Origin of the sequence: Mycolicibacterium grossiae (genome assembly GCF_008329645.1) — a bacterium.
Taxonomy (GTDB): Bacteria; Actinomycetota; Actinomycetes; order Mycobacteriales; family Mycobacteriaceae; genus Mycobacterium; species Mycobacterium grossiae.
In genome coordinates, this window is sequence record NZ_CP043474.1 from 626,581 (window position 1) to 650,663 (window position 24,083).

Consider the following 24,083-nt stretch of genomic DNA (forward strand, 5'->3'; position numbering starts at 1 on the left):
CGGTCAGTGGCAGGGGAAGCCGAGGAGGTGGCGGGCGTCGTGGATGAACTCGTGGATGACGGTGTTGTCGGCGCCGAAGACCGAGGTCGCACCCTGGTCCATGCCGACGAAGTAGAGCACCAGCAGCGCGAGGAACGCCGTCGCGGACAGCCACACCGCCGCGCGGGTCGCGGACAGGTCCAGGGCGGGGGCGGCGTTCGTGCGGGCGTCGGATCGAGCAGTCATGATGTGGTCCTTTCGGGATGTCGCGTCCCTCGACGAAGTGACGAACCTCGGGTCTGACTGTTCACAGTGGCGCGACCGTTCTGGATTCTCACCAGATTCCTCGGCTCGTCGGGTACAGCAGCATCGTAGACCCTGCCGTCGCCGGCCGGGCCGGGACGGCGCGCACGGGCGCCTCCTGACGCACGAACGCCCCCGACTCGCGTCGGGGGCGTCCGTGGTGAGGACCTACTCGGCTGCGGTCGCGCCTGCCGCACCGGCGGCGCCGGCTCCGGCCAGGTCGGCCTCGGCCGACTTGTGGGCGCCGTGGAACGTGAACACGGCGTCCTCGGTCTTGTTGCTCTCGCCGTCCCAGTTCTCGACGTCGACCGTGACGTGCTGACCGGGTCCGACCTCCTCGAAGAGGATCTTCTCGCTCAGCGCGTCCTCGATCTCGCGCTGGATGGTGCGCCGCAGCGGGCGCGCACCCAGCACCGGATCGAAGCCACGCTTGGCCAGCAGGGCCTTCGCCTTCGGCGTCAGGTCCATCGTCATGTCCTTGGCCGCCAGCTGCTTGGAGACCCGGCCGATCATCAGGTCGACCATCTGGATGATCTCGTCCTGCGTCAGCTGGTGGAACACGATGATGTCGTCGATGCGGTTGAGGAACTCCGGACGGAAGTGCTTCTTCAGTTCGTCGTGAACCTTCTGCTTCATCCGCTCGTAGTTGTTCTCGCCGCCACCCTGGGTGAAGCCGAGGCCGACCGCCTTGCTGATGTCGCTCGTCCCGAGGTTCGAGGTGAAGATCAGCACCGTGTTCTTGAAGTCGACGGTGCGACCCTGGCCGTCGGTCAGGCGACCGTCCTCGAGCACCTGCAGGAGGCTGTTGTAGATCTCCTGGTGGGCCTTCTCGATCTCGTCGAACAGCACGACGCTGAACGGCTTCCGGCGCACCTTCTCGGTGAGCTGGCCGCCCTCCTCGTAGCCGACGTACCCCGGAGGTGCACCGAACAGCCGCGACGCGGTGAAGCGGTCGTGGAACTCGCCCATGTCGATCTGGATGAGCGCGTCGTCGTCGCCGAACAGGAATTCCGCGAGCGCCTTGGACAGCTCGGTCTTACCGACACCGGACGGGCCGGCGAAGATGAACGAACCGGACGGACGCTTCGGGTCCTTCAGGCCGGCACGGGTGCGCCGGATCGCCTTGCTGACGGCCTTGACGGCGTCGACCTGGCCGATGATCCGCTTGTGCAGCTCGTCCTCCATGCGCAGCAGGCGCGTGGTCTCGGCCTCGGTCAGCTTGAACACGGGGATGCCGGTCCAGTTGCCCAGCACCTCGGCAATCTGCTCGTCGTCGACCTCGGCGACCACGTCGAGGTCACCGGAGCGCCACTGCTTCTCGCGCTCGGCACGCTGCGCGACGAGCTGCTTCTCCTTGTCGCGCAGGCTGGCCGCCTTCTCGAAGTCCTGCGCGTCGATCGCGGACTCCTTCTCCCGGCGCGCGTCGGCGATCTTCTCGTCGAACTCGCGCAGGTCTGGCGGAGCGGTCATCCGGCGGATGCGCATCCGGGCGCCGGCCTCGTCGATCAGGTCGATCGCCTTGTCCGGCAGGAAGCGGTCGTTGATGTAGCGGTCGGCGAGGGTCGCCGCGGCGACCAGCGCCGGATCGGTGATCGAGACGCGGTGGTGCGCCTCGTAGCGATCCCGCAGACCCTTGAGGATCTCGATGGTGTGCTCGACGGTCGGCTCGCCCACCTGCACCGGCTGGAAGCGGCGTTCCAGCGCGGCGTCCTTCTCGATGTACTTGCGGTACTCGTCGAGAGTGGTCGCGCCGATGGTCTGCAGCTCACCGCGGGCCAGCTTCGGCTTGAGGATGCTGGCGGCATCGATCGCGCCCTCGGCGGCACCCGCACCCACGAGCGTGTGCAGCTCGTCGATGAACAGGATGATGTCGCCGCGGGTGTTGATCTCCTTGAGCACCTTCTTCAGGCGCTCCTCGAAGTCACCGCGGTACCGGCTGCCCGCGACCAGCGACCCGAGGTCGAGGGTGTAGAGCTGCTTGTCCTTGAGCGTCTCGGGAACCTCGCCGTGCACGATGGCCTGCGCCAGGCCTTCGACGACGGCGGTCTTGCCGACGCCGGGCTCGCCGATCAGCACCGGGTTGTTCTTGGTGCGGCGGCTCAGCACCTGCATGACCCGCTCGATTTCCTTCTCGCGGCCGATGACCGGATCGAGCTTGCCCTCCATGGCGGCCGCGGTGAGGTTGCGGCCGAACTGGTCGAGCACCAGCGACGTCGACGGGTTGCCGGACTCGCCGCCGCGGCCGCCGGTGCCGGCCTCCGCGGTCTCCTTGCCCTGGTAGCCGCTCAGCAGCTGGATGACCTGCTGACGCACGCGCGTCAGCTCGGCGCCGAGCTTGACCAGCACCTGGGCGGCGACGCCCTCGCCCTCGCGGATCAGCCCGAGCAGGATGTGCTCGGTGCCGATGTAGTTGTGGCCGAGTTGCAGCGCCTCGCGCAGGCTCAGCTCGAGCACCTTCTTGGCGCGCGGCGTGAACGGGATGTGGCCGGACGGCGCCTGCTGGCCTTGGCCGATGATCTCCTCGACCTGGCTGCGCACGCCCTCCAGGGAGATGCCGAGCGACTCCAGCGACTTGGCGGCGACGCCTTCGCCCTCGTGGATGAGTCCGAGAAGGATGTGCTCGGTGCCGATGTAGTTGTGGTTCAGCATCCGGGCCTCTTCCTGGGCCAGGACGACGACGCGGCGAGCGCGGTCGGTAAAGCGTTCGAACATCGGTGGTTACCTGCTCTCCATCTAATAGGGCAGCGCTGTGGAGAATCCCCTACGCGGCGCGCCGCGCTCTGCACCTGCCACCACTGTAGTTGGCGGTTCTCCGTGGTGCCGTGCCTGTCTCCGCATCACTGCGATGCACTTCTGCAACGCCGCAGGTACCCGGATCGTTTCCGAGCACGCACCGGGAGGGCTTCGCCGCTAGCGAACGGTCCGCGACGGCGCCGAACGGGGTCGGCGACCGACGCCGGCAACGTCGGGTTGGCTTGCCGCGTCGGCTCAGCTGGCCGCGTGGAAGGCGTCGATGACGTCGGCGGGGATGCGGCCGCGCGTCGACACGTTGTGCCCGTTGCGACGCGCCCACTCCCGGATCGCGGCGCTCTGCTCGCGGTCGATCGCGGCGCGGCCCCGACCGGTGCCCGCCGACCGGCCGCGGCGGCGGCCGCCGACGCGACGCCCGGCCTCCACCCACTGCTTGAGGTCGTTGCGCAGCTTTGCCGCATTCTTCGCGGAAAGGTCGATCTCGTAGTTGACGCCGTCGAGCGCGAATTCGACGGTTTCGTCCGCTGCATTCTGCCCGTCGAAATCATCGACGAGAGTGACGGTCACCTTCTTCGCCATTCGTCCACACTGACCCTTCTTCGACGGCACTCGACGGGTTCAGTGCGAACCCCGGTCTACATGCTGACACGGAAATGGAAATCATTCAACGAGTATGATAACCGAACGTTCGCTTTTCCCGATACGGCACTTTCACCCGCCGTGCGGCCGTATCAGCCTCCGTGCGGACATACTTTCACCCGCCATGCCGCCGCACGATGGGGAACAGAACGGTCTCCCTAATCGACAAGCCCGTCAGGGCCATCAGCAGTCGATCGAGCCCCATTCCGGTTCCGGTCGTCGGCGGCATGCCGTACTCCAAAGCGGCGAGGAAGTCCTCGTCGAGCAGCATCGCCTCGTCGTCGCCCGCGGCGGCCGCGCGAGCCTGGTCCTCGAAACGCCGACGCTGAACCACCGGGTCGATCAGTTCGGAATAACCGGTCGCCAATTCGAACTTGCGGACGTAGAGATCCCATTTCTCGGTGACGCCCGGAATGCTCCGGTGCGCCCGGGTCAGCGGCGTCGTCTCCACCGGGAAGTCACGCACGAACGTCGGCGCCCACAGCGTGTCCCCGACGGTGTGCTCCCACAGCTCCTCGACCAGCTTGCCGTGACCGTAACCGCGGTCGCGGGCCACCTCGACGCCCAGCTGGTCGGCGATGGCCCACAGCCGGTCCGCGGGCGTCTCGGGGGTGATCTCCTCACCCAGAGCCCGCGACAACGACGGATACATTTCGACCGACGCCCATTCACCATCGAGGTCGTAGGTCGAGCCGTCGGCCAGCAGCACGTTGCGCGTTCCGAGCGCCTCGTCGGCCACTTCTTGAATCACCTCGCGCGTCACGCGCGCGGAATCGTCGTAGGTGCCGTAGGCCTGATAAGTCTCGAGCATCGCGAATTCCGGCGAATGCGTCGAATCGGCGCCTTCGTTGCGAAAGTTCCGATTCAACTCGAAGACCTTCTCGAAACCTCCGACGAGCGCCCGCTTGAGGAACAACTCGGGCGCGATCCGGAGGTACAGGTCGGCGTCGAGCGCATTGGAGTGCGTCACGAATGGCCGCGCGGTCGCACCACCGGCGAGGGTCTGCAGCATCGGCGTTTCGACTTCCAGGAAGCCACGCCGTTCCAGTGCCGACCGCAGAGCGCGCACGACCGCCACCCGCTGCCGCGCGATCGTCCTGGCCTCCGGCCGCACGATCAGGTCGACGTAACGCTGCCGCACGCGCGATTCCTCGCTCATCTCCTTGTGCGCGACGGGAAGCGGCCGCAGCGCCTTGGAAACGATTTGCCAGGAATCGGCGAGCACAGAGAGTTCCCCGCGCCGCGAGCTGATCACCTCGCCGTGGACGAACACGATGTCACCGAGGTCGACGTCGGCCTTCCACGCGTCGATCGACTCCTGGCCCACCTCGGCGAGGCTGATCATCGCCTGCAGCTGCGTGCCGTCGCCCTCCTGCAGCGTGGCAAAGCACAGCTTCCCCGAATTGCGGGCGAACACGACGCGGCCGGCGATGCCCACCTGCTGTCCGGTCGCCTGGTCGGGCTCGAGATCGGCGTGCGCGGCCCGCACCTCGGCGAGCGTGTGCGTGCGCGGCACCTCGACCGGGTAGGGGTCGCGCCCCTCGGCGAGCAACCGCTCCCTTTTGGCCTGCCGGATCCGGAACTGCTCGGGAACGTCGGACGCCTCGGGAAGATCAGCACTGCTCACGACGTGCCAGCTTAAATGAACGCGTGACCCACCCGTCCCGGCCGAACGGCGACGCGGTCGCAGCGATCGACGCCGCCGCCGTCGCCGCACTGCGCGACGAACCGCTGGCATGGCACGCCAAGGGGCTGCCGACCAGCTGGCACGGGTGCACCCCGGCCAACCTCGTCGGCGCCGACCCGTTCGCCGACGGCGCCGTCGGTCCGCTGTGCGTGTTGGACGATGCCGCGCTGCGGCACGATGCCGCGACGATGGCCGACTGGTGCACCCGACGCGGCGTGCTGCTCGCCCCGCACGGCAAGACGCACATGTCGCCGCAGCTGCTGGCGCGGCAGTTCGACGCCGGCGCCTGGGCGGTGACGGCCGCGACCGTCGGCCAGGTGCGGGTGTTCCGGCGCTTCGGCGTGCGCCGCGTCGTGCTGGCCAACGAGGTGGCCGACGCCGCGGGCCTGGCGTGGCTGGCCGCCGAACTCGACGCCGACCCCGCCTTCGAGCTGGTGTGCTGGGTGGACTCGACGGCGGGCGTCGCGCTGATGACCGCGGCGCTCACCGCCGCCGGGGCGCGACGGCCGCTGGACGTGTGCGTCGAGGTCGGCATGGCCGGCGGCCGGACCGGGTGCCGCACCGCCGGCCAGACCGACGCGGTGGCCCGCGCCGTCACCGCGTCCGACCGGTTGCGACTGGTGGGCGTGGCGGGTTACGAGGCCGCCCGCGGGCACGACGTCGACCCGGCGTCGTGCGACCGGGTGCGCGCCTACCTGGGCGAGGTGCGCGCGGCGGTTCGGCGGCTGAGGTTCGAGACCGACGACGTCCTGGTCACCGCGGGCGGCAGCACCTATCTCGACGTGGTGGCCGACGAGCTGACCGGTGGCTGGCCGGCCGGGCTGCGCGTCCGGACCGTGCTGCGCAGCGGCTGCTACCTCACCCACGACGACGGCCTGTACCGGCGCACCTCACCGCTGCCGCTGCGTCCCGCGCTGACGGTGTGGGCGCACGTGCTGTCCCGACCGGAGCCCGACCTGGCCCTGGTGTCGATGGGCCGGCGCGACGTCTCACACGACCAGGGGCTGCCGGTGCCGCGTGGCCTGCCGCACGGTCGCGTCGAGGCACTGCACGATCAGCACGCCTTCCTGCGTCTGGGCGGCGGTGACGACGCCCGCGTCGGAGACTGGCTCGCGTTCGGGGTCTCGCACCCGTGCACGACGTTCGACAAGTGGCAGGCGATCCCGGTGCTCGACGAGGCGGGCCGCGTCGTCGACGTCGTCCGCACGTACTTCTAGACCCCCGGGCGTCCTCAGCGCGCGGTCCGCGTCCTGGTCCGCTCCAGCCGGTTGCGCTCGTACACCAGGCGCAGGCCGTCGAGGGTGAGGTGGCGGTCGTAGTGCTCGACGGTCCGCAGGTCGTCGAGGATCAGCGGTGCGCTGTGCCCGGTGGCCACGACGGCGACGTCGTCGCCGCCGAACCCCTCGACGTCGGAACGGATCCGGGTGACGAGACCGTCGACGAGGCTCGCGAAGCCGAACACCGCGCCGGCCTGCATGCACTCGACGGTGTTCTTCCCGATCACCGAGCGCGGCCGGGTCAGCTCGACCCGCCGCAGCGCCGCCGAGCGGGCGGCGGCCGCGTCGGAGGACACCTGGATGCCCGGTGCGATGGCACCGCCGAGGAACTCACCCTTGCGTGACACCACATCGACGCAGATCGACGAACCGAAGTCGACGACGATCGCGGCACCGTGGAACCTCTGGTAGGCGGCCAGGCAGTTGACGATGCGGTCGGCGCCCACCTCCTTCGGGTTGTCCACCAGCAGCGGGATGCCGGTCCGCACACCGGGTTCGATCAGCACGTGCGGCACCGCGGGCCAGTACTGCTCGAGCATGACGCGGATCTCGTGCAGCACCGAGGGCACCGTGGACAGGCCGGTGGCCCCGGTGAGCCGCTCGGAGTCCTCACCGATGAGACCGTCGATCGTCAGCGCGAGTTCATCGGCGGTGACCTCGGATTCGGTGCGGATGCGCCAGTGGTGGGCCACCTTCGCGTGGTGACCGGAGCCGGAGATGAGCCCGACGACGGTGTGGGTGTTGCGGACGTCGATCGCGAGGAGCATCGGCGCTACCGCGGGGACAGTAGGCCGGCGGCGTCGGCCGGCACGAAGGCGGGGTCCGAGCCGACGTCGACCGGACGGTTCGCGCCGTCGACGAAGACGACGCGCGGGGTGAACGAGCGGGCGTCGGCGTCGCTCATCATGCCGTAGGCGATGATGATGACGAGGTCGCCGGGGTGGACGAGATGCGCTGCGGCACCGTTGATGCCGATGACTCCGCTGCCGCGCGCACCGGTGATGGCGTACGTCTCCAACCGATGGCCGTTGTCGATGTCGACGATCGTCACCTGCTCGCCCTCGAGCAGGTCGGCGGCGTCCATCAGCTCGGCGTCGATGGTCACCGAACCGACGTAGTGCAGGTCGGCCTGCGTCACCGTCGCGCGGTGGATCTTCGACGTCATCATGGTGCGGAACACTCAATTCCTCCAGGGCAGTTCGTGGTTCGCCGCATCGCCCACCCGCGGGTGGCCGTCGACGCCGGCGCTGGCACCGACGTCGATGGCGATGTTGTCGAGCAGCCGGGTACGGCCCAGGCGCGCCGCGACGAGCATCCGGGCGGCGCCCTCGGCCGGCGCGGGCCCGAGCCAGGTGTCGCGGACCTCGAGGTAGTCGACCTCCAGCGCCGGCACCTCGGCGAGCACGGCCCGGGCCGCGGCCAGCGCCTCGTCGACCCCGCGCGCGGCGCCGTACATGCCGGCCAGCAGGGCCGCCGACAGCGCGCCGGCCTGTTCGCGCTGCACCTCGTCGAGGTAGACGTTGCGCGACGACATCGCCAGGCCGTCCGGCTCGCGGACGATCGGCACGCCGACGATCCGGGTGGGGAGGTTGAGGTCGTCGGCCATCTGGCGCACCAGCACCAGCTGCTGGTAGTCCTTCTCGCCGAAGAAGGCGCGGTCGGGTGCGACGATGTTGAGCAGCTTGAGCACCACGGTGAGCATGCCCGCGAAATGAGTGGGGCGCGAACCACCTTCGAGATCAGCCCCCAGCGGACCGGGCAGCACGGTGGTCCGGCGCCCGGCCGGGTAGACGTCCTCCTCGGTGGGGGTGAAGGCGATGTCGACGCCCTCCGCGCGCAGCACCGCGAGATCGTCCTCCAGCGGGCGGGGGTAGGCCGCGAGGTCCTCGTTCGCGCCGAACTGGAGGGGGTTGACGAAGATCGAGACCACCACCACCGACCCGGGCACGCGCTTGGCCGAACGGATCAGTGACACGTGGCCGTCGTGCAGCGCCCCCATCGTCGGCACCAGCATCACGCGCCGCCCGGTGGTGCGCAGCGCCCGAGTGACGTCGGAGACGTCGGCGGGGCGGCTGAAGACGTTCAGTTCACCGGGTGCGTACTTCGGCGGTCTGCGGTTCACGGTCGTCCTCCAGGGTCGGGGGTCAGGACGGCGAAGACGTCGGCGGGCGCGTGCGCGCGCTGCGCAGTGCGCAGGGACACCGCCCGATACGCCTCGGCCAGTTCGGGATTCACCTCGGCCAGCGCCTGCAGGTGGCCGGCGACGGCGGCGGCGTCACCGCGGGCGACCGGACCGGTCAGCGCCGACTGACCGCGTTGCAGCGCGTTCTCCAGGGACGCCCGCGCGAGCGGCGCGATGATGCGCTCGGCGATGCCGCCCGGGCCGTCGGCCACCAGCTCCTGGCCGAGCAACTCCTGGCCTGCGATCGCCGCGCGGAGGGCGTCGACCGCATCGAGCAGCACGGTGATGACGTGGTTGCCCGCGTGCGCCAGCGCCGCGTGGTACAGCGTGCGGGCGTCCTCGCGCACCCGGAACGGCTCACCGCCGATCTCGAGCACCAGCGACTGGGCGATCGCATAGCCGACCTCGTCGCCCGCGGTGATCCCGAAGCACGTCTCCGACAGCCGGGCGACGTCCTCGTCGGACCCGGTGAAGGTCATGGCCGGATGGATCGCGAGCGGGATGCAGCCGAGATCGGTCAGCGGCGCCAGGACGCCGATGCCGTTGGCGCCCGAGGTGTGCACCACGATCGTGCCCGGCCGCACCGCGCCGGTACTCGCGAGGCCGGCGACCAGGGCGGAGAGTTCGGCATCGGGGACGGCCAGCAGGAGGAGTTCAGCGCGTGCCGCGACATCGGGCACGGGGAGCACCGGAGTCTCGGGGAGGCGTTGCTCGGCGCGGCGTCGCGAGTCGTGCGAGATGGCGCTGACGGCGGCCACCACGTGCTCGGCGCGTTCGAGTGCCACGCCCAGTGCGGTGCCGACCCGGCCTGCGGAGATGATGCCGACGGTCAGGCGCGCCGGACGGAATCCACCGGGGGTGCCCACGTAGCCGACCTCGCTGACGTCGTGTTCGTTCCGGTCCTGCCGAGCAGGTACCGGACGGCCGCCACGAGATTAGCTCATCGGTGTTGCGGTCCGGTCGAGCCCCTCACCGCCCGGCTAGTCCTCGCGGCGGCGGCGGCGCCCGCCGCCGGTGCTGCCGACCTGCAGCCGGGCCAGCAGCTCGGAGGCCGGTTGGCCGCCGCTGTGCTGACCGCCGGCGTCCTCGTCCTCCTGCGGGCCGCGGTGCCGCGCGGCGGCGGGCTCGCCGGCCGGCGGAGTGGCCGGCGGAGCAGTGGCCAACGTCGGTGCCGGCCCCTTGCCCGGGTCGACGCCGGGCGCGTAGTGCCGGGCACGGCGAGCGGGTTCCTCGGCCTCGGCGTCGGCGTTCGCATGCCGGCCGCCGCGGCGCTCCCCGGCGGGCTGCGGCGGCGCCGGGATCGGCTCGGCCGGACCGGATGCCGCCGGCTCGTATGCCGGCTCGGGTGCGGCCGGCTCGGCAGCCGCCGGATCGATGACGGGAGCGGGGGGTTCGGCAGGGGGCTCGTCGACCGGGGCGACCCAGTTGCTGCCCGGCGCACCCGCGGGGATGAACTCGCCCTCGGCCGGCGCGGGCGTCCATTCGCCGGGGTCGGCGGGCCCGGCGGTGTGCCGGCCCGGGCGTTCGGGCTCCTGCCACGGCGAGCGGCCGGCGGGCGTCTCGGCGGGCGCTGCAGGTGCGGGCGGTGGCGGGACCGGCGGGACCGGCGCGGCGACGTAGGCGGGCGGCGGGGGCGGCTGCTGCGGCGCCTGCTGGGCCGTGACCGGCGGCTGCCAGGGCCGGCGTTCGGGCTCGGGACGGCGGACAGGCTCCGGACGGGGCGGCGTGAAGGGTTGCGGCACAGCACCATTCGACGGAGTGCTCTCCGATACCGGCGGCTGCTGCCGGCCCGCGTCGGCACCGAGACGGTGCGAGCCGCCCACACCGGGCGACACCTGCGCCGGCTCCGGTGGGTGCGGCTCCACCGGCACGTCGATGATCGGGCTCTCCTCGGTGTTGGGCTCGGGGTCGTCGACGTCCTCGGCGTCGATGCGGCTGCTGACCACGCGGCCGGGGCTGCTCGGCCGGTTGGCCATGGCGTCGTCGACGCGGTCCCAGTCCGGGAACCGGTGCACGGTGGTGCGTTCGGTCTCGATCGCCGGCCGGTGTGACAGGTCGGCATCGAACAGGATCTCGAGATTGGCGCGCAGCGTGGCCAATTCGGCGCGGAGGCTGGCGACCTCGTCGGCCGACTGCGCGCGCAACTCGGCGCTCAGCTCACGGCGCAGCTGGCTCTCGAGGCCGAGTTCGTACTCGCGGCGCGCGGAGATCTCCCGGTCGAGTTGGAGGTCGTACACCAGCTTGAGGTCGCGGGCACGCGCCGAGTCGACGTCGGCCTGCCTGCGGTAGATGAACGAGACGAAGGCGGCGACCACCGCCGCCCACAGCGCCACCACGACGGCGAGCTTCAGCAGCTCCACCCGGTTGGTGAAGACCAGCACCGAACTCGCCACGATCGCCAAGACCAGCAACGCCGTGAGCAGCGCACCGCCCGGCCTGCGGCCGGCGCGCCGGGGGCGCACCGCGCGGGTCGGATCGGTCATGGGGCGACTGTACCGTCGCACGGTCGGATCGCGTGGCGACCGTCGCGGCGATTCGGCGCCCCGGCACCGGCGCTGGTCACTCGGTCAATCCGTCGCGATCCTCCGGCGGATCCTCCGGTGAGCGGCAGCAATGTTGCAGCCACATCGCGGCGATCACCAGCGCCGCCGCACTCGCCCCCGCGACCACCGCACCGGCGGTGTCCTGCTCGGCGACGCGCAGCACGCCGCGGCGCGGCAGCAGGTAGACCACGACGCCGATCCACCAGCCGAGGACCACCGCCCCCATCCACGCCGAGGCCTTGGCGACCATCACCGAGCGCGCTACCGACAGCGGGTGCAACCGCCCGCCGCCGACGCCGATCTCCCCCGCACCGATCTTCGAGCGGACGTAGAAGGCCCAGCCGCCCTCGGCGGCGGCGACGGCGAGCAGCGACAGCCCGGTCCACACCGTCAGTGGCGGGAAGAAGCGGTACAGACCGTGCACCAGCACGTAGCCGACGACGGCGGTGAATGCGGTGGCGGCCAGCAGGTCGCGTCTGCGGGTCGGTCCCATCAGTGGGTCAACGCCAGGTCGGTGCGGCGCACGCCGGCGCGCTCGGCCGGGTCGAGCCGGCCGAGCAGCTCCGCGACCGGCGTCGCGGTTCCGGCGACCGTCAGGGTGGCGCCCGGGTCGGCGGCCAGCCACGGCACCAGGACGAAGGCGCGCTCGTGGGCGTGCGGGTGCGGCAGCACCAGCACCGGGTCGTCCGACGTCACCTCGGCGACGCCGTCGTGGCACGTGACGACGTCGACGTCGAGCGTGCGCGGTCCCCAGTGCACCTCGCGGACGCGGTCGGCGGCGCGCTCGAGCGCCTGCCCGCGGTGCAGCCAGCCGCGGCAGTCGAGGTCCGCGTCGTCGGCGACGAGGACGGCGTTGAGGAACGGGCCCTGCTCGACGCCGCCCCACGCGTCGGTCTCGTACACCGGCGAGACGGCGCGCACGGCGCCGCCCACGCCGTCCACCACCGACTGCAGGTGTGCGAGGCGGTCACCGAGGTTGGAGCCGATGGACAGCACGACGCGGCTCACGGGGTGCTCCGATGCGCGTCGCTCACTGTCCCCGGCCACCCCGCCGCGACCGGCGCGCGACCACGGCGACGTCGCTGAACGTCAGCGGGATCGGCGCCGACGGCTTGTGGACGACGACCTCGACGGCGTGCACGCGTTCGTCACCCATGACGTCCTCGGCGATCTCGGCGGCCACGGTCTCGATGAGGTTGCGCGGCGGTCCGCCGACGATGTCCGCCGCCCGCTGCGCCAGCGCGCCGTAGTCGAGGGTGTCGGCGAGGTCGTCGCTCGCGGCGGCAGCGGCCAGATCGACCCAGACCGTCAGGTCGACGACGAAGTCCTGACCGTCGACCCGCTCGTGGTCGAAGACCCCGTGGTTGCCGCGCACGGTCAGCCCGCGCAGCTCGATCCGGTCAGCCATCCGCCGTGTCCTCCTCGTGTCCGCCCTCCCAGGCCGCGACGACCTTGACCGCGTCGACCGAGGCCCGCACGTCGTGCACCCGGACGCCCCAGGCGCCGTGCCGGGCGGCGAGCGCGGAGACCACCGCGGTGGCGGTCTCCCGGCCGTCGGGCGGGCGGGGCGTGCCGTCGCGGTCGGCGAGCAGAGTGCCGAGGAAGCGCTTGCGCGACGCTCCGACGAGCACCGGGACGCCAGTGGCCACCAGGTCCGGCAACGCCCGCAGCAGCGCCCAGTTGTGCTCGGCGTTCTTCGCGAAGCCCAGGCCCGGGTCGATGATCACGTCGTCGGCGTCGACGCCGGCGGCGACCGCGGCGTCGACGCACGTCAGCAGCTCGGTGCGGACGTCGGTCGCGACGTCGGCGTAGTCGGGCACGCGGTGCGGGTGCGCGGGGTCGACGCGCCGCCAGTGCATGAGCACCCACGGCACGCCGGCTTCGGCGAGCAGCGGGGCCATCCGCGGGTCGGCCTGCCCGCCGGATACGTCGTTGACGATGTGCGCGCCGTGCGCGAGCGCGGCGCCGGCGACGTCGGCGTGCATGGTGTCGATGCTGACGGTGACGCCCTCGGCGGCGAGCGCCGCGACGACGGGCAGCACCCGGGAGGTCTCCACGTGGGCGTCGATCCGGACCGCGCCCGGACGGGTCGACTCGCCGCCGACGTCGATGATCGACGCGCCGTCGGCGACCAGTTCGAGGGCATGGGCGATCGCCGCGTCGCGGTCGAGGAACAGCCCGCCGTCGGAGAACGAATCGTCGGTGACGTTGACGACGCCCATCACCACGGTGGCCGGGGCGTCGGCGATGGAACGGGACCGGCTCACGTGCGCAGGATCAGGTCCAGCGCCTCGGCACGCGATGCCTTGTCGGTCTTGAACTGGCCGCGGACGGCCGAGGTGGTGGTACTCGCGCCAGGCTTGCGGATGCCGCGCATCGCCATGCAGAGGTGCTCCGCCTCGATCACGACGATGACGCCGCGGGGGTTGAGCTTGCGCATCAGCGCGTCGGCGATCTGCGCGGTCAGCCGCTCCTGCACCTGCGGGCGCTTGGCGTAGAGGTCGACGACGCGGGCGAGCTTCGACAACCCGGTCACCCGGCCGTCGATGCCCGGGATGTAGCCGACGTGCGCCACGCCGTGGAACGACACCAGGTGGTGCTCGCACGTCGAGTACATCGGGATGTCCTTGACCAGGACGAGTTCGTCGTGCTGCTCGTCGAACGTCGTGTTGAGCACGTCGTCCGGGTCGGTGTAGAGGCCCGCGAAGATCTCCTTGTAGGCCCGGGCGACCCGGGCCGGGGTGTCGATCAGGCCGTGCCGGTCCGGGTCCTCGCCGACCGCGATCAGCAGTTCGCGGACGGCGGCCTCGGCACGCTCCTGGTCGAACTCCGGGATGTCGTCGCGCAGGATCGGGTCGATCTCCGACCGCGTCATCGAGGTCTCCGTTCTGCTCAGCCGGGTGGCGTCGGCCGGTCGTCGGACCGGTCACCGCCCTCGGATTCGTCGTGTGGGGTCGGCGCCGCTGCGCCGCCCTGCCCAACGGGTCCGGGCTGAGGATACGGCGGGTGCTGCGGGTACGGGGCCTGCGCACCGGGGTACTGCGGCCAGCCCGACTGCTGCTGCGGCGGTGGGTACCAGTAGCCCTGCTGCTGCGGCGGCGGATAGTTGCCCTGCGGCTGCGGGTAGGGCGGCTGTCCGGGGCGCGGCGGCCAGCCCGGGGCGTGCCAGTTGGCCGGCGCGCCGTAGTCGGGCTGGGTGGCGTTGGCGGGCGAACCGTTGGCGCCGCGTCCGTTGCCGTTTCCGTTGCCGTTCCCGTGACCGTTCGAGCCGTTTCCGTTGCCGTTCCCGTGACCGTTCGAGCCGTTGCCGTTGACGCCGTGGCCGTTCGACCCGTTGGTGCCCGCGGCGGCCTCGGCGGCCCTCGTGGCGGCGGCGATGGCAGCCTTGAAGGCGGGTTCCGGTGCGGGTCGCGGCCATTCCTCGCCGCGCTCGATGGCGAGTTCTCCCGGGGTCTTGATCGGCGGCTTGTCCGACGGCACGCGGCCACCGAAGTCGTCGAACATCGTCAGACGCGGCCGCTTCTCGACGGCGCCGAAGATCGCCTCGAGTTCGGTGCGGTGCAGCGTCTCCTTCTCCAGCAGCTCGCCGGCGAGGACGTCCAGCACGTCGCGGTACTCGGTGAGGATCTCCCACGCCTCGGTGTGCGCGGCCTCGATGAGCTTGCGCACCTCGTCGTCGATGATCTGGGCGACCTCGTGGCTGTAGTCGGCCTGCGTGCCCATCGTCCGGCCGAGGAACGGGTCGCCGTGCTCGGTGCCGTACCGAACCGCGCCGAGCTTGCTGCTCATGCCGTACTCGGTGACCATCGCGCGGGCGATCTTCGTGGCCTGTTCGATGTCGGACACCGCGCCGGTGGTGGGCTCGCGGAACACCAGTTCCTCCGCGGCGCGGCCACCCATCGCGAAGACCAGGCGCGCGATCATCTCCGACCGCGTCATGAGGCCCTTGTCGTCCTCGGGGACCGCCACGGCGTGCCCGCCGGTGCGGCCGCGGGCCAGGATCGTCACCTTGTAGATCGGCTCGATGTCGGGCATCGCCCACGCCGCCAGGGTGTGACCGCCTTCGTGGTAGGCGGTGATCTTCTTCTCCTGCTCGCTGATGATGCGACCCTTGCGCCGCGGGCCGCCGACGACGCGGTCGACCGCCTCCTCCAGCGCGGGGCCGGTGATGATCGTGCCGTTCTCGCGGGCGGTCAGCAGCGCGGCCTCGTTGATGACGTTGGCGAGGTCGGCACCCGACATGCCGACGGTGCGCTTGGCGAGTCCGTCGAGATCGGCGTCGGGCGCGATCGGCTTGCCCTGCGAGTGCACCTTGAGCACCGCGCGGCGGCCGGCGAGATCGGGGTTCGACACCGGGATCTGGCGGTCGAAGCGGCCGGGGCGCAGCAGCGCCGGGTCGAGGATGTCGGGCCGGTTGGTCGCGGCGATGAGGATGACGCCCTGGCGGTCGCCGAACCCGTCCATCTCGACGAGCAGCTGGTTCAGCGTCTGCTCGCGCTCGTCGTGGCCGCCGCCCAGGCCGGCGCCCCGCTGGCGGCCGACGGCGTCGATCTCGTCGACGAAGATGATGCAGGGGCTGTTCTGCTTGGCCTGCTCGAAGAGGTCGCGCACGCGGGACGCGCCGACGCCCACGAACATCTCGACGAAGTCCGAGCCGGAGATCGTGAAGAACGGCACCTCGGCCTCGCCGGCGACGGCGCGGGCCAGCAGCGTCTTGCCGGTGCCGGGCGGGCCGTAGAGCAGCACGCCGCGCGGGATCTTGGCGCCGAGCGCCTGGTACCGCGACGGGTTCTGCAGGAAGTCCTTGATCTCGTAGAGCTCCTCGACCGCCTCGTCGACGCCGGCGACGTCGGCGAAGGTGGTCTTGGGCATGTCCTTGGAGAGCTGCTTGGCGCGCGACTTGCCGAAGCCGAAGCCCATCCGGCCGCCGGTCTGCATGCGGGAGAACATGACGAACAAGCCGACGAGCAGCAGCAGCGGCAGCAGGTAGATCAGCAGTGACCCCAGGATGCTGCCCTGGTTCACCACGGTGTTGACCTTGGCGTTCTTGGCCTGCAGCGCCTCGAACAGCTGCACCCCGTAGTTGGTGGGGTACTTGGTGATGATCTTGTTGCTGTTCTCGGTGTCGCCGTTGCCGTTCTTCAGGTCCAGGCGCACCTGCTGCTCGCGGTCGTCGATCTGCGCGCTGTTGACGTTGTCGCCGTTGATCTGGGCGATCGCCACCGACGTGTCGACGGGCTTGTATCCGCGGGTGTCGTCACTGAAGTAGAAGAAGGACCAGCCGAGCAGCAGGATCACCGCGATGGCGGTGAGGGTCCGGATGACGTTCTTTCGATTCATCGTTTATCTCGGCCATCGGTCGACGACGTCCGGCCAGGTCCTTCCGATACGCACAGGTGAGTTGATTCAGGCTACCGCTAGACCAACGAACGATGGTTCCCGACGGCGCGCCCGGCTTTCCGGCGCCGATCCGGACGCCGAGTGTGTTGTTTCGTCCGCGACGCGCCGGGGTCGGCGGATCGATCGGCCCACTCGGCGAGGGACGCCACGTCGGTAGGGTGCCAGCCATGCGCACCTGGGCCACGCGGCCGACCCGAGTCCTCGCCACGGCGGGCGTCGCCGCCGCCCTCCTCGCCGCCTGCGATGCGACGCCCGCGGGAACCGTTGCGGGCCCCGACGGGCCGGTGCCGCGGCAGGTCACCGTGGTCGGCGAGGGCAAGGTGCAGGGCACCCCGGACACCGTGACCGTCGACGCCTCCATCCAGTCGGTCGCGCCGGACGCGACCACCGCGATGAACCAGACCAACGAGCGCATGACGGCGGTGATCGACGCCGTCGCCGCGCAGGGCATCGACCGCAAGGACGTCAGCACCACGCAGGTGAACCTCCAGCCGCAGTACGGCGAGAACTCCGTCATCACCGGCTACCAGGCGAGCAATTCGATCGCCGTGAAGGTCCGGAAGGTCGACGCCGCGTCACCCACGATCACGGCCATCCAGACCGCCGGCGCCAACGCGACCCGCATCGATTCGGTGAGCTTCGCCATCGAGGACGATTCGCAGCTGGTGAAGGACGCCCGCGCCCGCGCGTTCGACGACGCCAAGGACCGCGCCCAGCAGTACGCCGAGCTGTCCGGTCTGGATCTGGGCAAGGTGGTGTCGATCTCGGAGAACGGCGCCGCTCCCCCGCCGCCGCAGCCGATGCCGCGCTACGGCGCGATGGAGGCCGCCGTGCCGCTGCAGCCCGGGCGGCAGACCGTCGGGTTCTCCGTGACGGTCGTGTGGGAGCTGGGCTGACTCAGCAGGGGGCGAGCTGCACCGGGATGCCGTTGAGCACTGCGGTGCCCGACAGCGGGTCGATCGTCGAGCCGTCGTTGAGCTGATTGACGTTCACCCCCGGCTGGGTGGCGGCGACGGTCTGCTGCGTCCCCGCGTGCCCCCAGCCGTGCGGCAGCGACACCACGCCGCGCCGCATCGCGTCGGTGATCTCCACGGGCGCCTCGAGTTCCCCGCCCGGACCCTTGATGCGCGCCCGGTCGGTGATGCCGAGGTCCGCAGCGTCGTCGGGGTGGATGTGCAGCGTGCACCGGTTCGATCCGCCGGCCAGTGCGGGCAGGTTGTGCATCCAGCTGTTGTTGGAGCGCAGGTGCCGCCGGCCGATGAGGACGAAGTCGTCGTCGGTGCGGCCCAGCGCGGCGGCGAGCCGGGCGACGTCGGCCACCAGCGGCTCCGGGGCCAGCTCGACCTTGCCCGACGGGGTGCGCAGCACCTCGCCGAGGCGCGGCCGCAGCGCACCGAGGTCGATGCCGTGCGGTGCGTCCACGAGCCGGGCCAGCGTCAGCCCGTCGGGCCGCGCGCCGAACCAGTCGCCGTAGGGACCGAGCCGCAGCATCAGGTCCAGCCGGCGTTCGTAGCCACGGCCGGGCGCGAGCATGCCGACGAGTTCGGCCGCGTCGCGGCCCGCGACCGGTGACTCGGGGTCTGCGGTCTCCTTGGCCAGCGTGCCGGCGATGACCTGTTCGTCGACGAGCGCCGGGTCGGCGAACGGGCCGAGGCCGTAGAGGATCAGCGCGATGCGGCACAGGATCTCCGGCTCGTCCGGGCGGCCGGGTGGCAGGTCGACGGCGGGTGGCGAGTAGCGGGCGTTGTTGCGGATCGGCGTGGCGCTCAGAGCGACGTCGAAGTGCGCGCTTTGCGAGGGCGGCGGTGGCGGCAGGATGACGTCGGCGTGCCGGGTCGTCTCGTTGAGGTAGGGGTCGACGCTGACCATGAAGTCGACGCCGTCCAGCGCGCGGCCGAGCCGCTCGCCGTCGGGAGCGGACAGCACGGGGTTGCCGGCGATCGTGATGATCGCCTTCGCCTGCCCGTCCCCCGGGGTCTCGAGTTCCTCGGCGAGGGCGGTGGCGGGCAGTTCGGAGAGCACCTCGGGGTGGCCGGACACCCGGCTGTGCCAGCGTCCGGTGCGGAATCCGCGGCCCGGCTTGGGCGGTCGCGGTGCGGACGAGACCGGCGACTGCGGGAACATCGCGCCACCCGGACGGTCGAGGTTTCCGGTGAGGACGTTGACGACGTCGACGAGCCAGCTGCCCAGCGAGCCGAACTCGACCGTCGAGGTGCCCATCCGGCCGTAGACCGCGGCCGACGGCGCGGCGGCGATGCCGCGGGCCAGTACGCGGATCTCCTCTGCGTCGATGCCGCAGTGCCCGGCGACGGTCTCGGGCGCGAAGTCCGCCGCGACGGCCCGTACCTCCTCGACGCCGACGACGTGGTCGGCCAGTGCGCCGAGGTCGACGAGGTCCTCGTCGAACAGCGTGTGCACGACGCCGAGCAGCAGCGCCGCGTCGGTGCCCGGTCGGGGGGCGAGGTGGCGGTCGGCGAGCGCAGCGGTGCGGGTGCGGGCGGGGTCGATCACCACCAGCCGGCCGCCGCGTTTGCGCAGCGCCTTGAGCTTGCCGCCGAAGTCGGCGACGGTGGCGAGGCTGCCGTTGGACACCAGCGGGTTGGCGCCGATCACCACCAGGTAGTCGGTGCGGTCGACGTCGGGCACCGTGAAGGCCAGCGGATTACCGAACATCAGGCCCAGCGACAGGTGCTTGGGCATCTGGTCGAGCGTGCTCGCCGAGAACGTCAGCCGGGTGCCGAGGCCCTTGATCACGACGGGCACGTACAGCCCGCCGGCGATGGTGTGGGCATTCGGGTTGCCGGCGTAGACGGCGACCGACGGGCCGCCGTGCTCGGCGATCACCGCGCCGAGTCCGTCGGCGACGGCCTGGAAGGCCTCGTCCCACGTGGTCTCGACGAGTTCTCCGTTCCGGCGGACCAGCGGAGCGACGAGCCGGTCGGGGTCGCCGTCGAGTTCACCGAAGCTGGCGCCCTTGGGGCAGATGAAGCCGGCGCTGAACACGTCGTCGCGGTCGCCGCGCGCGGCGGTGACCTGGCCGGCGTCGATGGTGAGCGTCAGCCCGCAGGTCGCCTCGCAGAACGGGCAGATGCGCAGGGCGGTGTGAGCGGTGTGGGTGGAGCTGCCGGCAACCGGGGCCTCGGTCACGTCGCGCCTCCTTCTCCCTAGTGGTTCTCGTACACCTTCGGTTCGAGGGTGCCGATGTACGGCAGGTCGCGGTAGCGCTCGGCGTAGTCGAGGCCGTAGCCGACGACGAACTCGTTGGGGATGTCGAAGCCGACGTAGTCGATGGCGACGTCGGTGCGGACGGCGTCGGGCTTGCGCAGCAGCGTGCACACGCCCAGTGAGCGCGGGTGCCGGGTCGCCAGGTTGCGCATCAGCCAGGTCAGGGTCAGGCCGGAGTCGACGATGTCCTCGACGATCAGCACGTCGCGGTCGTTGATGTCGCGGTCGAGGTCCTTGAGGATGCGCACGACGCCGGACGACGACGTCGACGAGCCGTAGGAGCTGACGGCCATGAACTCGAGCTGGGTGGGCAGCGGGATGGACCGGGAGAGGTCGGTGACGAACATGACGGCGCCCTTGAGCACCGTCACCAGCAGCAGGTCCTGTCCGTCGGTGCCGATGGCCTCGCGGTAGCGGTCGGCGATCTGCGCGCCGAGTTCGGCCGTGCGCGCCTTGATCTGGTCCTCGGAGAGCAGCACCGACTTGATGTCACCCGGATAGAGGTCGGCGGCACTATGCGCTGGCACCCGGACAGCGTGCCACGTTCGCCTGCCCGCGACCAACAGGTGGTCTCTCAGACGGGTTCGGCGTAGAGCACCAGCCTGCCGTCGCGGCGCGCCGCGAACAGCCGGTGCCCGGGCATCGTCGAACCGACCGCGATGCCGCCCTGGCCGCGCCATGCGGTGAGCAGCGCGTCGACGCCGCGAATCTGCTTGTCGGTCAGGCCGGTCGCGCCGCCGGCGAGGAGCCAGCCGCGGATCACCCGGCGGCGCAGCGCACCGGGCAGCGCGGTCAGCCGATCGGCGTCCAGCCCTTCCCCGGCGGCCAGCGCGGCTCCGTCGGCGCGCGCCTGGGCGTCGAGGAGGTCGGTGTCCTCGCGCACCGCCGCGGCGGTGCGGGCCAGCGCCTCGGCGACGCCGCCACCGAGGACGTCCTCGAGCAGCGGCAGCACCTCGCGGCGCAGCCGGACCCGGGTGAAGCGCGCATCGTCGTTGTGCGGGTCCTGCCACGGCTCGAGTCCCAGTTCGGCGCAGGCGGCGCGGGTGACATCGTGGCGGATCCCGAGCAGCGGCCGGCCCCAGGGCGGGTCCCACGGCCGCATGCCGGCGATGGAGCGCGGTCCCGATCCCCGGCCGAGGCCGAGCAGCACGGTCTCGGCCTGGTCGTCGAGGGTGTGCCCGAGCAGTACCGCCGCGCCGGCGCGGGCGGCGTCCAGCGCGGCGTAGCGGGCGGTGCGGGCGGCGGCCTCCGGGCCCCCGGCCGTGCCGACGGTCACGGTGCACACCGTGGCGTCGACGCAACCGAGGTCGAGCGCCCGCTCGCGCGCGGCGGCGGCGATCGCGTCGGACTCCGGTTGCAGGCCGTGGTCGACGACGAGCGCCGTCGTGGGCCGTACCGCGGCGGCGGCCGCGGTCAGGGCCAGCGAGTCCGCGCCGCCGGACAGCGCGACGCACCAGTGTGCGAGATCGACTGTGCGCGCGAAGGATTCGATCTCGCGACGCAGGGTGGTCAGAGGACCCGGTCGATCCATCGCTGAGGTTCGTCGATCTCGTCCGGACGCGGCAGGGTCTCGGCGTCGGTCCACACCGCGTTGAACCGCGTCATGCCGACGGTGCCGACGACGTGGTCGACGAAGGCCTTGCCGCGGGTGTACTGGCTGATCTTGGCGTCGACGCCGAGCAGCGCCCGCAGGACGCGCTGCAGCGGCGGTTGCTTGCGGTGCCTGCGATCGTTGAAGCGGCGGCGGATGGTGGCCACCGACGGGATCACCGCGGGACCGACGGCGTCCATCACGTGGTCGGCGTGGCCCTCGAGCAGCGTGCCGAGCACCAGCAGCCGGTCGAGTGCGGCACGCTGCGGCTCGGACTGCACCGCGCGCATCAGCCCGAGGACGCCCTGGGAATTCGCATCGCCGGCAACGCCACTCGCGCCGGACCGGCGGTCGCGCACGAACTCGCCGAGTCGACCGATCATCGCGCCGACGTCCTGGCCGGATTCATCGGTGAGCACCGCCAGCGCCGACGTCATGTGGCCGGCGAGCCAGGGGTTGGCGTGGAACTGCACCCGGTGAGTGACCTCGTGCAGACACACCCACAGCCGGAAGTCGGCGGGCAGCACGCGCAGCTGCCGCTCCACCGCGATGACGTTCGGGTAGACCAGCAGCAGCTCGCCGCCGTCGGTGCCGAACGGGTCGTACTGCCCGAGGATGCCCGAGGAGATGAAGGCGAGCACGGCGCCGGTCTGCGCGCCCGTCATGCGGCGGGTGATCAAGCCGGTGCCCGGCCCGGTGGCCTCGCCGTCGCCGCCGGTCATCGCGCGCATGGAACGTGCTGCGGCAGCGACCCATTCGCCGCGGTCGACGATCCGCGCCTCGGCGACGGTCGCGCCCTCGTCGAGCCCGGTGACCTCGCGGACCGGCAGCTCTGCGCGGCGCGCGGCCTCGGCGAGTTCGGCGATGGCCTGATCGCGGGTGTAGGCGGTGGTGGGCGGTGCGGAGCGCACCAGCTTGCGCCCGACGGTGGCGGCGAATTCCCAGTCGACGGTGCGGCCCACGGAGGGTCGTTCGGCGGTCGTCATGCGCTGCACCCGCAGGAGCGCAGCGCCGCAGCGAGCGCGTCGATGGCGGTACGTCCGGTGGGACCCGCGTCGTTGGACAGGAACGTGAAGGTGAGCACCCGCTCGTCGCGGTCGGTGACGAAGCCGGCCAGCGCGTTGGTCCCGGTGAGCGAGCCGGTCTTGGCGCGCAGGTAGCCCGCCGCCTCACGCCCGGCGGCCGTGTCGAGGTACCGGTTGGACAGGGTGCCGCTGCCGCCGGCGATCGGCAGCAGGTCCACCAGCGGGCGCAGTCGAGGATGGTCGTCGGCGGCGGCCGCGGTGATCACCTCGTCGAGCGTCTCGGCGGTGAGCCGGTCGTCGACCGACAGACCGCTGGAGTCCTTGAGCACCGCGCCGGACGTGTCGATGCCCGCGCGGCCGATCTCGTCGAGCACGGCGCGGGCCGCGCCGTCGAAGCTGGCGGTCCGGTCCAGCGCCACGGCCACCTCGCGGCCGATGCTCTCGGCCATCACGTTGTCGGACTGATTCATCATCTCCCGCAGTCTCTCAACGAGCGGCGGCGACGCCACCTCGGCGATCTGCCGCCCGTCGCGCAGCGGTGCGCGCAGCACGGTCACGGTGACGGGGTCGACGCCGAGCGACGACGCGAGCGCCCGTCCGGCGTCCAGCCCGGGTGTGGTCGACCGCCGCGAGTCGACGCTCACCGGCTGGGTGCGGCCGCCGTCGAGCATGACCGGCTCCATCGGTGCGATGTCGCCGTTCTGGATGTCCAGCGGATCCCAGCCCGGCGCCAGCGTCGGCCCGCCGTACGCGCTCAGGTCGACCGCGACCTCGGTGACGGCCGCCCCGGACCGGCGGACCTGGGCGGCGAGGTCGCCGATGCGCGCCGCGCCGCGGTACCACGTCGGCGTCGTCGGGCCGGCCGCCGACAGCGTCGGGTCGCCGCCGCCCTTCAGCACGACCCGTCCCGGCGCGCCCGGATCGGCGAGCACCGTCGTCCGCAGCGTCGCGTCCCGGTCGAGCGCGAGCAGGGCGGCTGCGGCGGTCAGCACCTTGTTGGTGGACGCCGGCTGCATCGGCACCCCGGCGCCCTGCGCCCACAGCTCCGCGCCGGTCGCGGCGTCGGTGATCCGTCCGGTGAGCCGTCCGAGGTTGGGGTCGGCGACCAACGGCGCGATGGTCGCGGCGAGCCGCGCGGCCACGGGTTCGGCGGCCGCGTCGCTCAGCGGCAGGACGGCGGGATGGGCCGCGGCCGCGGTGGGACGGGCCCGCACCGTCGGGCCGTCGGTGGAGCTGCCGCTCGCGGTGACCATGGCGCCCACGCCCACCAGCACGGCGACCAGCAGCAGCACCGCGACGCCGACGAGGACGTGGGTGGACCGACGCCACCGGGTGGGCCGCATGGACTCTCCTGGTTCCGGGGCGGCCGGCGGACATTCGGACCGAACGCCGCCGGGTGCTGCCCCAAAACGACAGCGTATCGCTCGTCTATGGTTGACCCGCGCCGCGAACGGACGAGCACGTCGGGCGTAGACGTCACA

The 24,083-nt window shown here is 71.7% G+C and carries 22 protein-coding genes; 2 read left to right on the forward strand and 20 right to left on the reverse strand.

All coding sequences use genetic code 11. From position 1 onward, the window contains the following. Nucleotides 1-3: 3 nt before the first annotated feature. The 4 genes from FZ046_RS03125 to lysS all read right to left on the reverse strand — a co-directional run bounded on the left by FZ046_RS03125 (nt 4) and on the right by lysS (nt 5,299). Nucleotides 4-225, reverse strand: coding sequence for a CbtB domain-containing protein (locus tag FZ046_RS03125; protein ID WP_070353088.1), 222 nt, complete (start codon nt 223-225; stop codon nt 4-6). Between the two features lie 225 nt (nt 226-450). Further along, nucleotides 451-2,994: an ATP-dependent protease ATP-binding subunit ClpC gene (gene clpC1, locus FZ046_RS03130; RefSeq protein ID WP_070353087.1), complete on the reverse strand. Its 2,544-nt coding sequence runs from the start codon at nt 2,992-2,994 to the stop codon at nt 451-453. A 276-nt stretch (nt 2,995-3,270) separates the two neighbouring features. Continuing rightward, nucleotides 3,271-3,612: a histone-like nucleoid-structuring protein Lsr2 gene (gene lsr2, locus FZ046_RS03135; protein ID WP_070353086.1), complete on the reverse strand. Its 342-nt coding sequence runs from the start codon at nt 3,610-3,612 to the stop codon at nt 3,271-3,273. A gap of 175 nt (nt 3,613-3,787) precedes the next feature. Further along, nucleotides 3,788-5,299 carry a lysine--tRNA ligase gene (lysS, locus tag FZ046_RS03140; RefSeq protein WP_070353085.1) on the reverse strand — a complete coding sequence of 504 codons (1,512 nt, stop codon included), beginning with the start codon at nt 5,297-5,299 and terminating at the stop codon, nt 3,788-3,790. A 23-nt stretch (nt 5,300-5,322) separates the two neighbouring features. On the opposite strand from lysS, the gene FZ046_RS03145 reads away from it, so the two are divergent. Next, nucleotides 5,323-6,576 carry an alanine racemase gene (locus tag FZ046_RS03145; protein WP_070353084.1) on the forward strand — a complete coding sequence of 418 codons (1,254 nt, stop codon included), beginning with the start codon at nt 5,323-5,325 and terminating at the stop codon, nt 6,574-6,576. A 14-nt stretch (nt 6,577-6,590) separates the two neighbouring features. Here FZ046_RS03145 and FZ046_RS03150 read toward each other — a convergent pair whose 3' ends face one another. The 11 genes from FZ046_RS03150 to ftsH all read right to left on the reverse strand — a co-directional run bounded on the left by FZ046_RS03150 (nt 6,591) and on the right by ftsH (nt 16,701). After that, nucleotides 6,591-7,403, reverse strand: a complete 813-nt coding sequence (locus FZ046_RS03150; RefSeq protein ID WP_070353083.1) for a type III pantothenate kinase — start codon at nt 7,401-7,403, stop codon at nt 6,591-6,593. A 5-nt stretch (nt 7,404-7,408) separates the two neighbouring features. Further along, nucleotides 7,409-7,816, reverse strand: coding sequence for an aspartate 1-decarboxylase (gene panD / locus FZ046_RS03155; protein WP_070353082.1), 408 nt, complete (start codon nt 7,814-7,816; stop codon nt 7,409-7,411). Further along, nucleotides 7,817-8,758, reverse strand: coding sequence for a pantoate--beta-alanine ligase (panC, locus tag FZ046_RS03160; protein WP_070353081.1), 942 nt, complete (start codon nt 8,756-8,758; stop codon nt 7,817-7,819). Further along, complete coding sequence (locus tag FZ046_RS03165) at nt 8,755-9,684, reverse strand: Rossmann-like and DUF2520 domain-containing protein (protein ID WP_070353080.1); 930 nt, start codon at nt 9,682-9,684, stop codon at nt 8,755-8,757. The genes panC and FZ046_RS03165 overlap by 4 nt, the downstream gene beginning before the upstream one ends. Before the next feature lie 114 nt (nt 9,685-9,798). Then, complete coding sequence (locus FZ046_RS03170) at nt 9,799-11,301, reverse strand: DUF6779 domain-containing protein (protein ID WP_149484182.1); 1,503 nt, start codon at nt 11,299-11,301, stop codon at nt 9,799-9,801. 76 nt (nt 11,302-11,377) lie between these two features. Continuing rightward, nucleotides 11,378-11,854 (reverse strand): DUF3180 domain-containing protein, encoded by a 477-nt coding sequence (locus FZ046_RS03175; protein WP_070353006.1) that lies wholly within the window; start codon nt 11,852-11,854, stop codon nt 11,378-11,380. Next, complete coding sequence (gene folK, locus FZ046_RS03180; RefSeq protein WP_070353007.1) at nt 11,854-12,369, reverse strand: 2-amino-4-hydroxy-6-hydroxymethyldihydropteridine diphosphokinase; 516 nt, start codon at nt 12,367-12,369, stop codon at nt 11,854-11,856. The genes FZ046_RS03175 and folK overlap by 1 nt, the downstream gene beginning before the upstream one ends. 22 nt (nt 12,370-12,391) lie before the next feature. After that, on the reverse strand, nt 12,392-12,769 hold the full coding sequence (folB, locus tag FZ046_RS03185) for a dihydroneopterin aldolase (protein WP_070353008.1): 378 nt from the start codon (nt 12,767-12,769) through the stop codon (nt 12,392-12,394). Next, a complete protein-coding gene (folP, locus tag FZ046_RS03190) occupies nt 12,762-13,583 on the reverse strand; it encodes a dihydropteroate synthase (protein WP_070353061.1) in 822 nt (273 codons plus the stop codon). The genes folB and folP overlap by 8 nt, the downstream gene beginning before the upstream one ends. Before the next feature lie 41 nt (nt 13,584-13,624). Then, nucleotides 13,625-14,236 carry a GTP cyclohydrolase I FolE gene (gene folE, locus FZ046_RS03195; RefSeq protein ID WP_070353009.1) on the reverse strand — a complete coding sequence of 204 codons (612 nt, stop codon included), beginning with the start codon at nt 14,234-14,236 and terminating at the stop codon, nt 13,625-13,627. A gap of 17 nt (nt 14,237-14,253) precedes the next feature. Beyond that, the gene (gene ftsH / locus FZ046_RS03200) at nt 14,254-16,701 is read right to left on the reverse strand and encodes an ATP-dependent zinc metalloprotease FtsH (protein ID WP_070353010.1); all 2,448 of its coding nucleotides are present in this window, start codon (nt 16,699-16,701) and stop codon (nt 14,254-14,256) included. A 227-nt stretch (nt 16,702-16,928) separates the two neighbouring features. On the opposite strand from ftsH, the gene FZ046_RS03205 reads away from it, so the two are divergent. Then, nucleotides 16,929-17,657, forward strand: a complete 729-nt coding sequence (locus FZ046_RS03205; RefSeq protein WP_070353011.1) for an SIMPL domain-containing protein — start codon at nt 16,929-16,931, stop codon at nt 17,655-17,657. 1 nt (nt 17,658) lies between these two features. Here FZ046_RS03205 and FZ046_RS03210 read toward each other — a convergent pair whose 3' ends face one another. Genes FZ046_RS03210 through dacB form a run of 5 tightly spaced genes read right to left on the reverse strand, consistent with a single transcriptional unit; the run spans nt 17,659 to nt 23,945 of the window. Continuing rightward, a complete protein-coding gene (locus FZ046_RS03210) occupies nt 17,659-19,908 on the reverse strand; it encodes a molybdopterin-dependent oxidoreductase (RefSeq protein WP_070353012.1) in 2,250 nt (749 codons plus the stop codon). A 17-nt stretch (nt 19,909-19,925) separates the two neighbouring features. Next, a complete protein-coding gene (gene hpt, locus FZ046_RS03215) occupies nt 19,926-20,549 on the reverse strand; it encodes a hypoxanthine phosphoribosyltransferase (RefSeq protein WP_070353013.1) in 624 nt (207 codons plus the stop codon). A gap of 11 nt (nt 20,550-20,560) precedes the next feature. Then, entirely contained in the window at nt 20,561-21,517 is a 957-nt protein-coding gene (gene tilS / locus FZ046_RS03220) for a tRNA lysidine(34) synthetase TilS (RefSeq protein WP_070353014.1), read from the reverse strand. Further along, nucleotides 21,496-22,563, reverse strand: coding sequence for an Rv3626c family coenzyme F420 biosynthesis-associated protein (locus FZ046_RS03225; protein WP_070353062.1), 1,068 nt, complete (start codon nt 22,561-22,563; stop codon nt 21,496-21,498). The genes tilS and FZ046_RS03225 overlap by 22 nt, the downstream gene beginning before the upstream one ends. Next, a complete protein-coding gene (gene dacB / locus FZ046_RS03230; RefSeq protein WP_070353015.1) occupies nt 22,560-23,945 on the reverse strand; it encodes a D-alanyl-D-alanine carboxypeptidase/D-alanyl-D-alanine endopeptidase in 1,386 nt (461 codons plus the stop codon). The genes FZ046_RS03225 and dacB overlap by 4 nt, the downstream gene beginning before the upstream one ends. Nucleotides 23,946-24,083: the final 138 nt, after the last annotated feature.

Excerpts from the sequence above, each read along its gene's own strand:
- FZ046_RS03125 (WP_070353088.1), bottom strand. The coding sequence starts at position 225 with ATGACTGCTCGATCCGACGCCCGCACGAACGCCGCCCCCGCCCTGGAC.
- clpC1 (WP_070353087.1), bottom strand. The coding sequence starts at position 2,994 with ATGTTCGAACGCTTTACCGACCGCGCTCGCCGCGTCGTCGTCCTGGCC.
- lsr2 (WP_070353086.1), bottom strand. The coding sequence starts at position 3,612 with ATGGCGAAGAAGGTGACCGTCACTCTCGTCGATGATTTCGACGGGCAG.
- FZ046_RS03150 (WP_070353083.1), bottom strand. The coding sequence starts at position 7,403 with ATGCTCCTCGCGATCGACGTCCGCAACACCCACACCGTCGTCGGGCTC.
- FZ046_RS03170 (WP_149484182.1), bottom strand. The coding sequence starts at position 11,301 with ATGACCGATCCGACCCGCGCGGTGCGCCCCCGGCGCGCCGGCCGCAGG.
- FZ046_RS03175 (WP_070353006.1), bottom strand. The coding sequence starts at position 11,854 with ATGGGACCGACCCGCAGACGCGACCTGCTGGCCGCCACCGCATTCACC.
- folB (WP_070353008.1), bottom strand. The coding sequence starts at position 12,769 with ATGGCTGACCGGATCGAGCTGCGCGGGCTGACCGTGCGCGGCAACCAC.
- folP (WP_070353061.1), bottom strand. The coding sequence starts at position 13,583 with ATGGGCGTCGTCAACGTCACCGACGATTCGTTCTCCGACGGCGGGCTG.
- folE (WP_070353009.1), bottom strand. The coding sequence starts at position 14,236 with ATGACGCGGTCGGAGATCGACCCGATCCTGCGCGACGACATCCCGGAG.
- ftsH (WP_070353010.1), bottom strand. The coding sequence starts at position 16,701 with ATGAATCGAAAGAACGTCATCCGGACCCTCACCGCCATCGCGGTGATC.
- FZ046_RS03205 (WP_070353011.1), top strand. The coding sequence starts at position 16,929 with ATGCGCACCTGGGCCACGCGGCCGACCCGAGTCCTCGCCACGGCGGGC.
- tilS (WP_070353014.1), bottom strand. The coding sequence starts at position 21,517 with ATGGATCGACCGGGTCCTCTGACCACCCTGCGTCGCGAGATCGAATCC.
- FZ046_RS03225 (WP_070353062.1), bottom strand. The coding sequence starts at position 22,563 with ATGACGACCGCCGAACGACCCTCCGTGGGCCGCACCGTCGACTGGGAA.
- dacB (WP_070353015.1), bottom strand. The coding sequence starts at position 23,945 with ATGCGGCCCACCCGGTGGCGTCGGTCCACCCACGTCCTCGTCGGCGTC.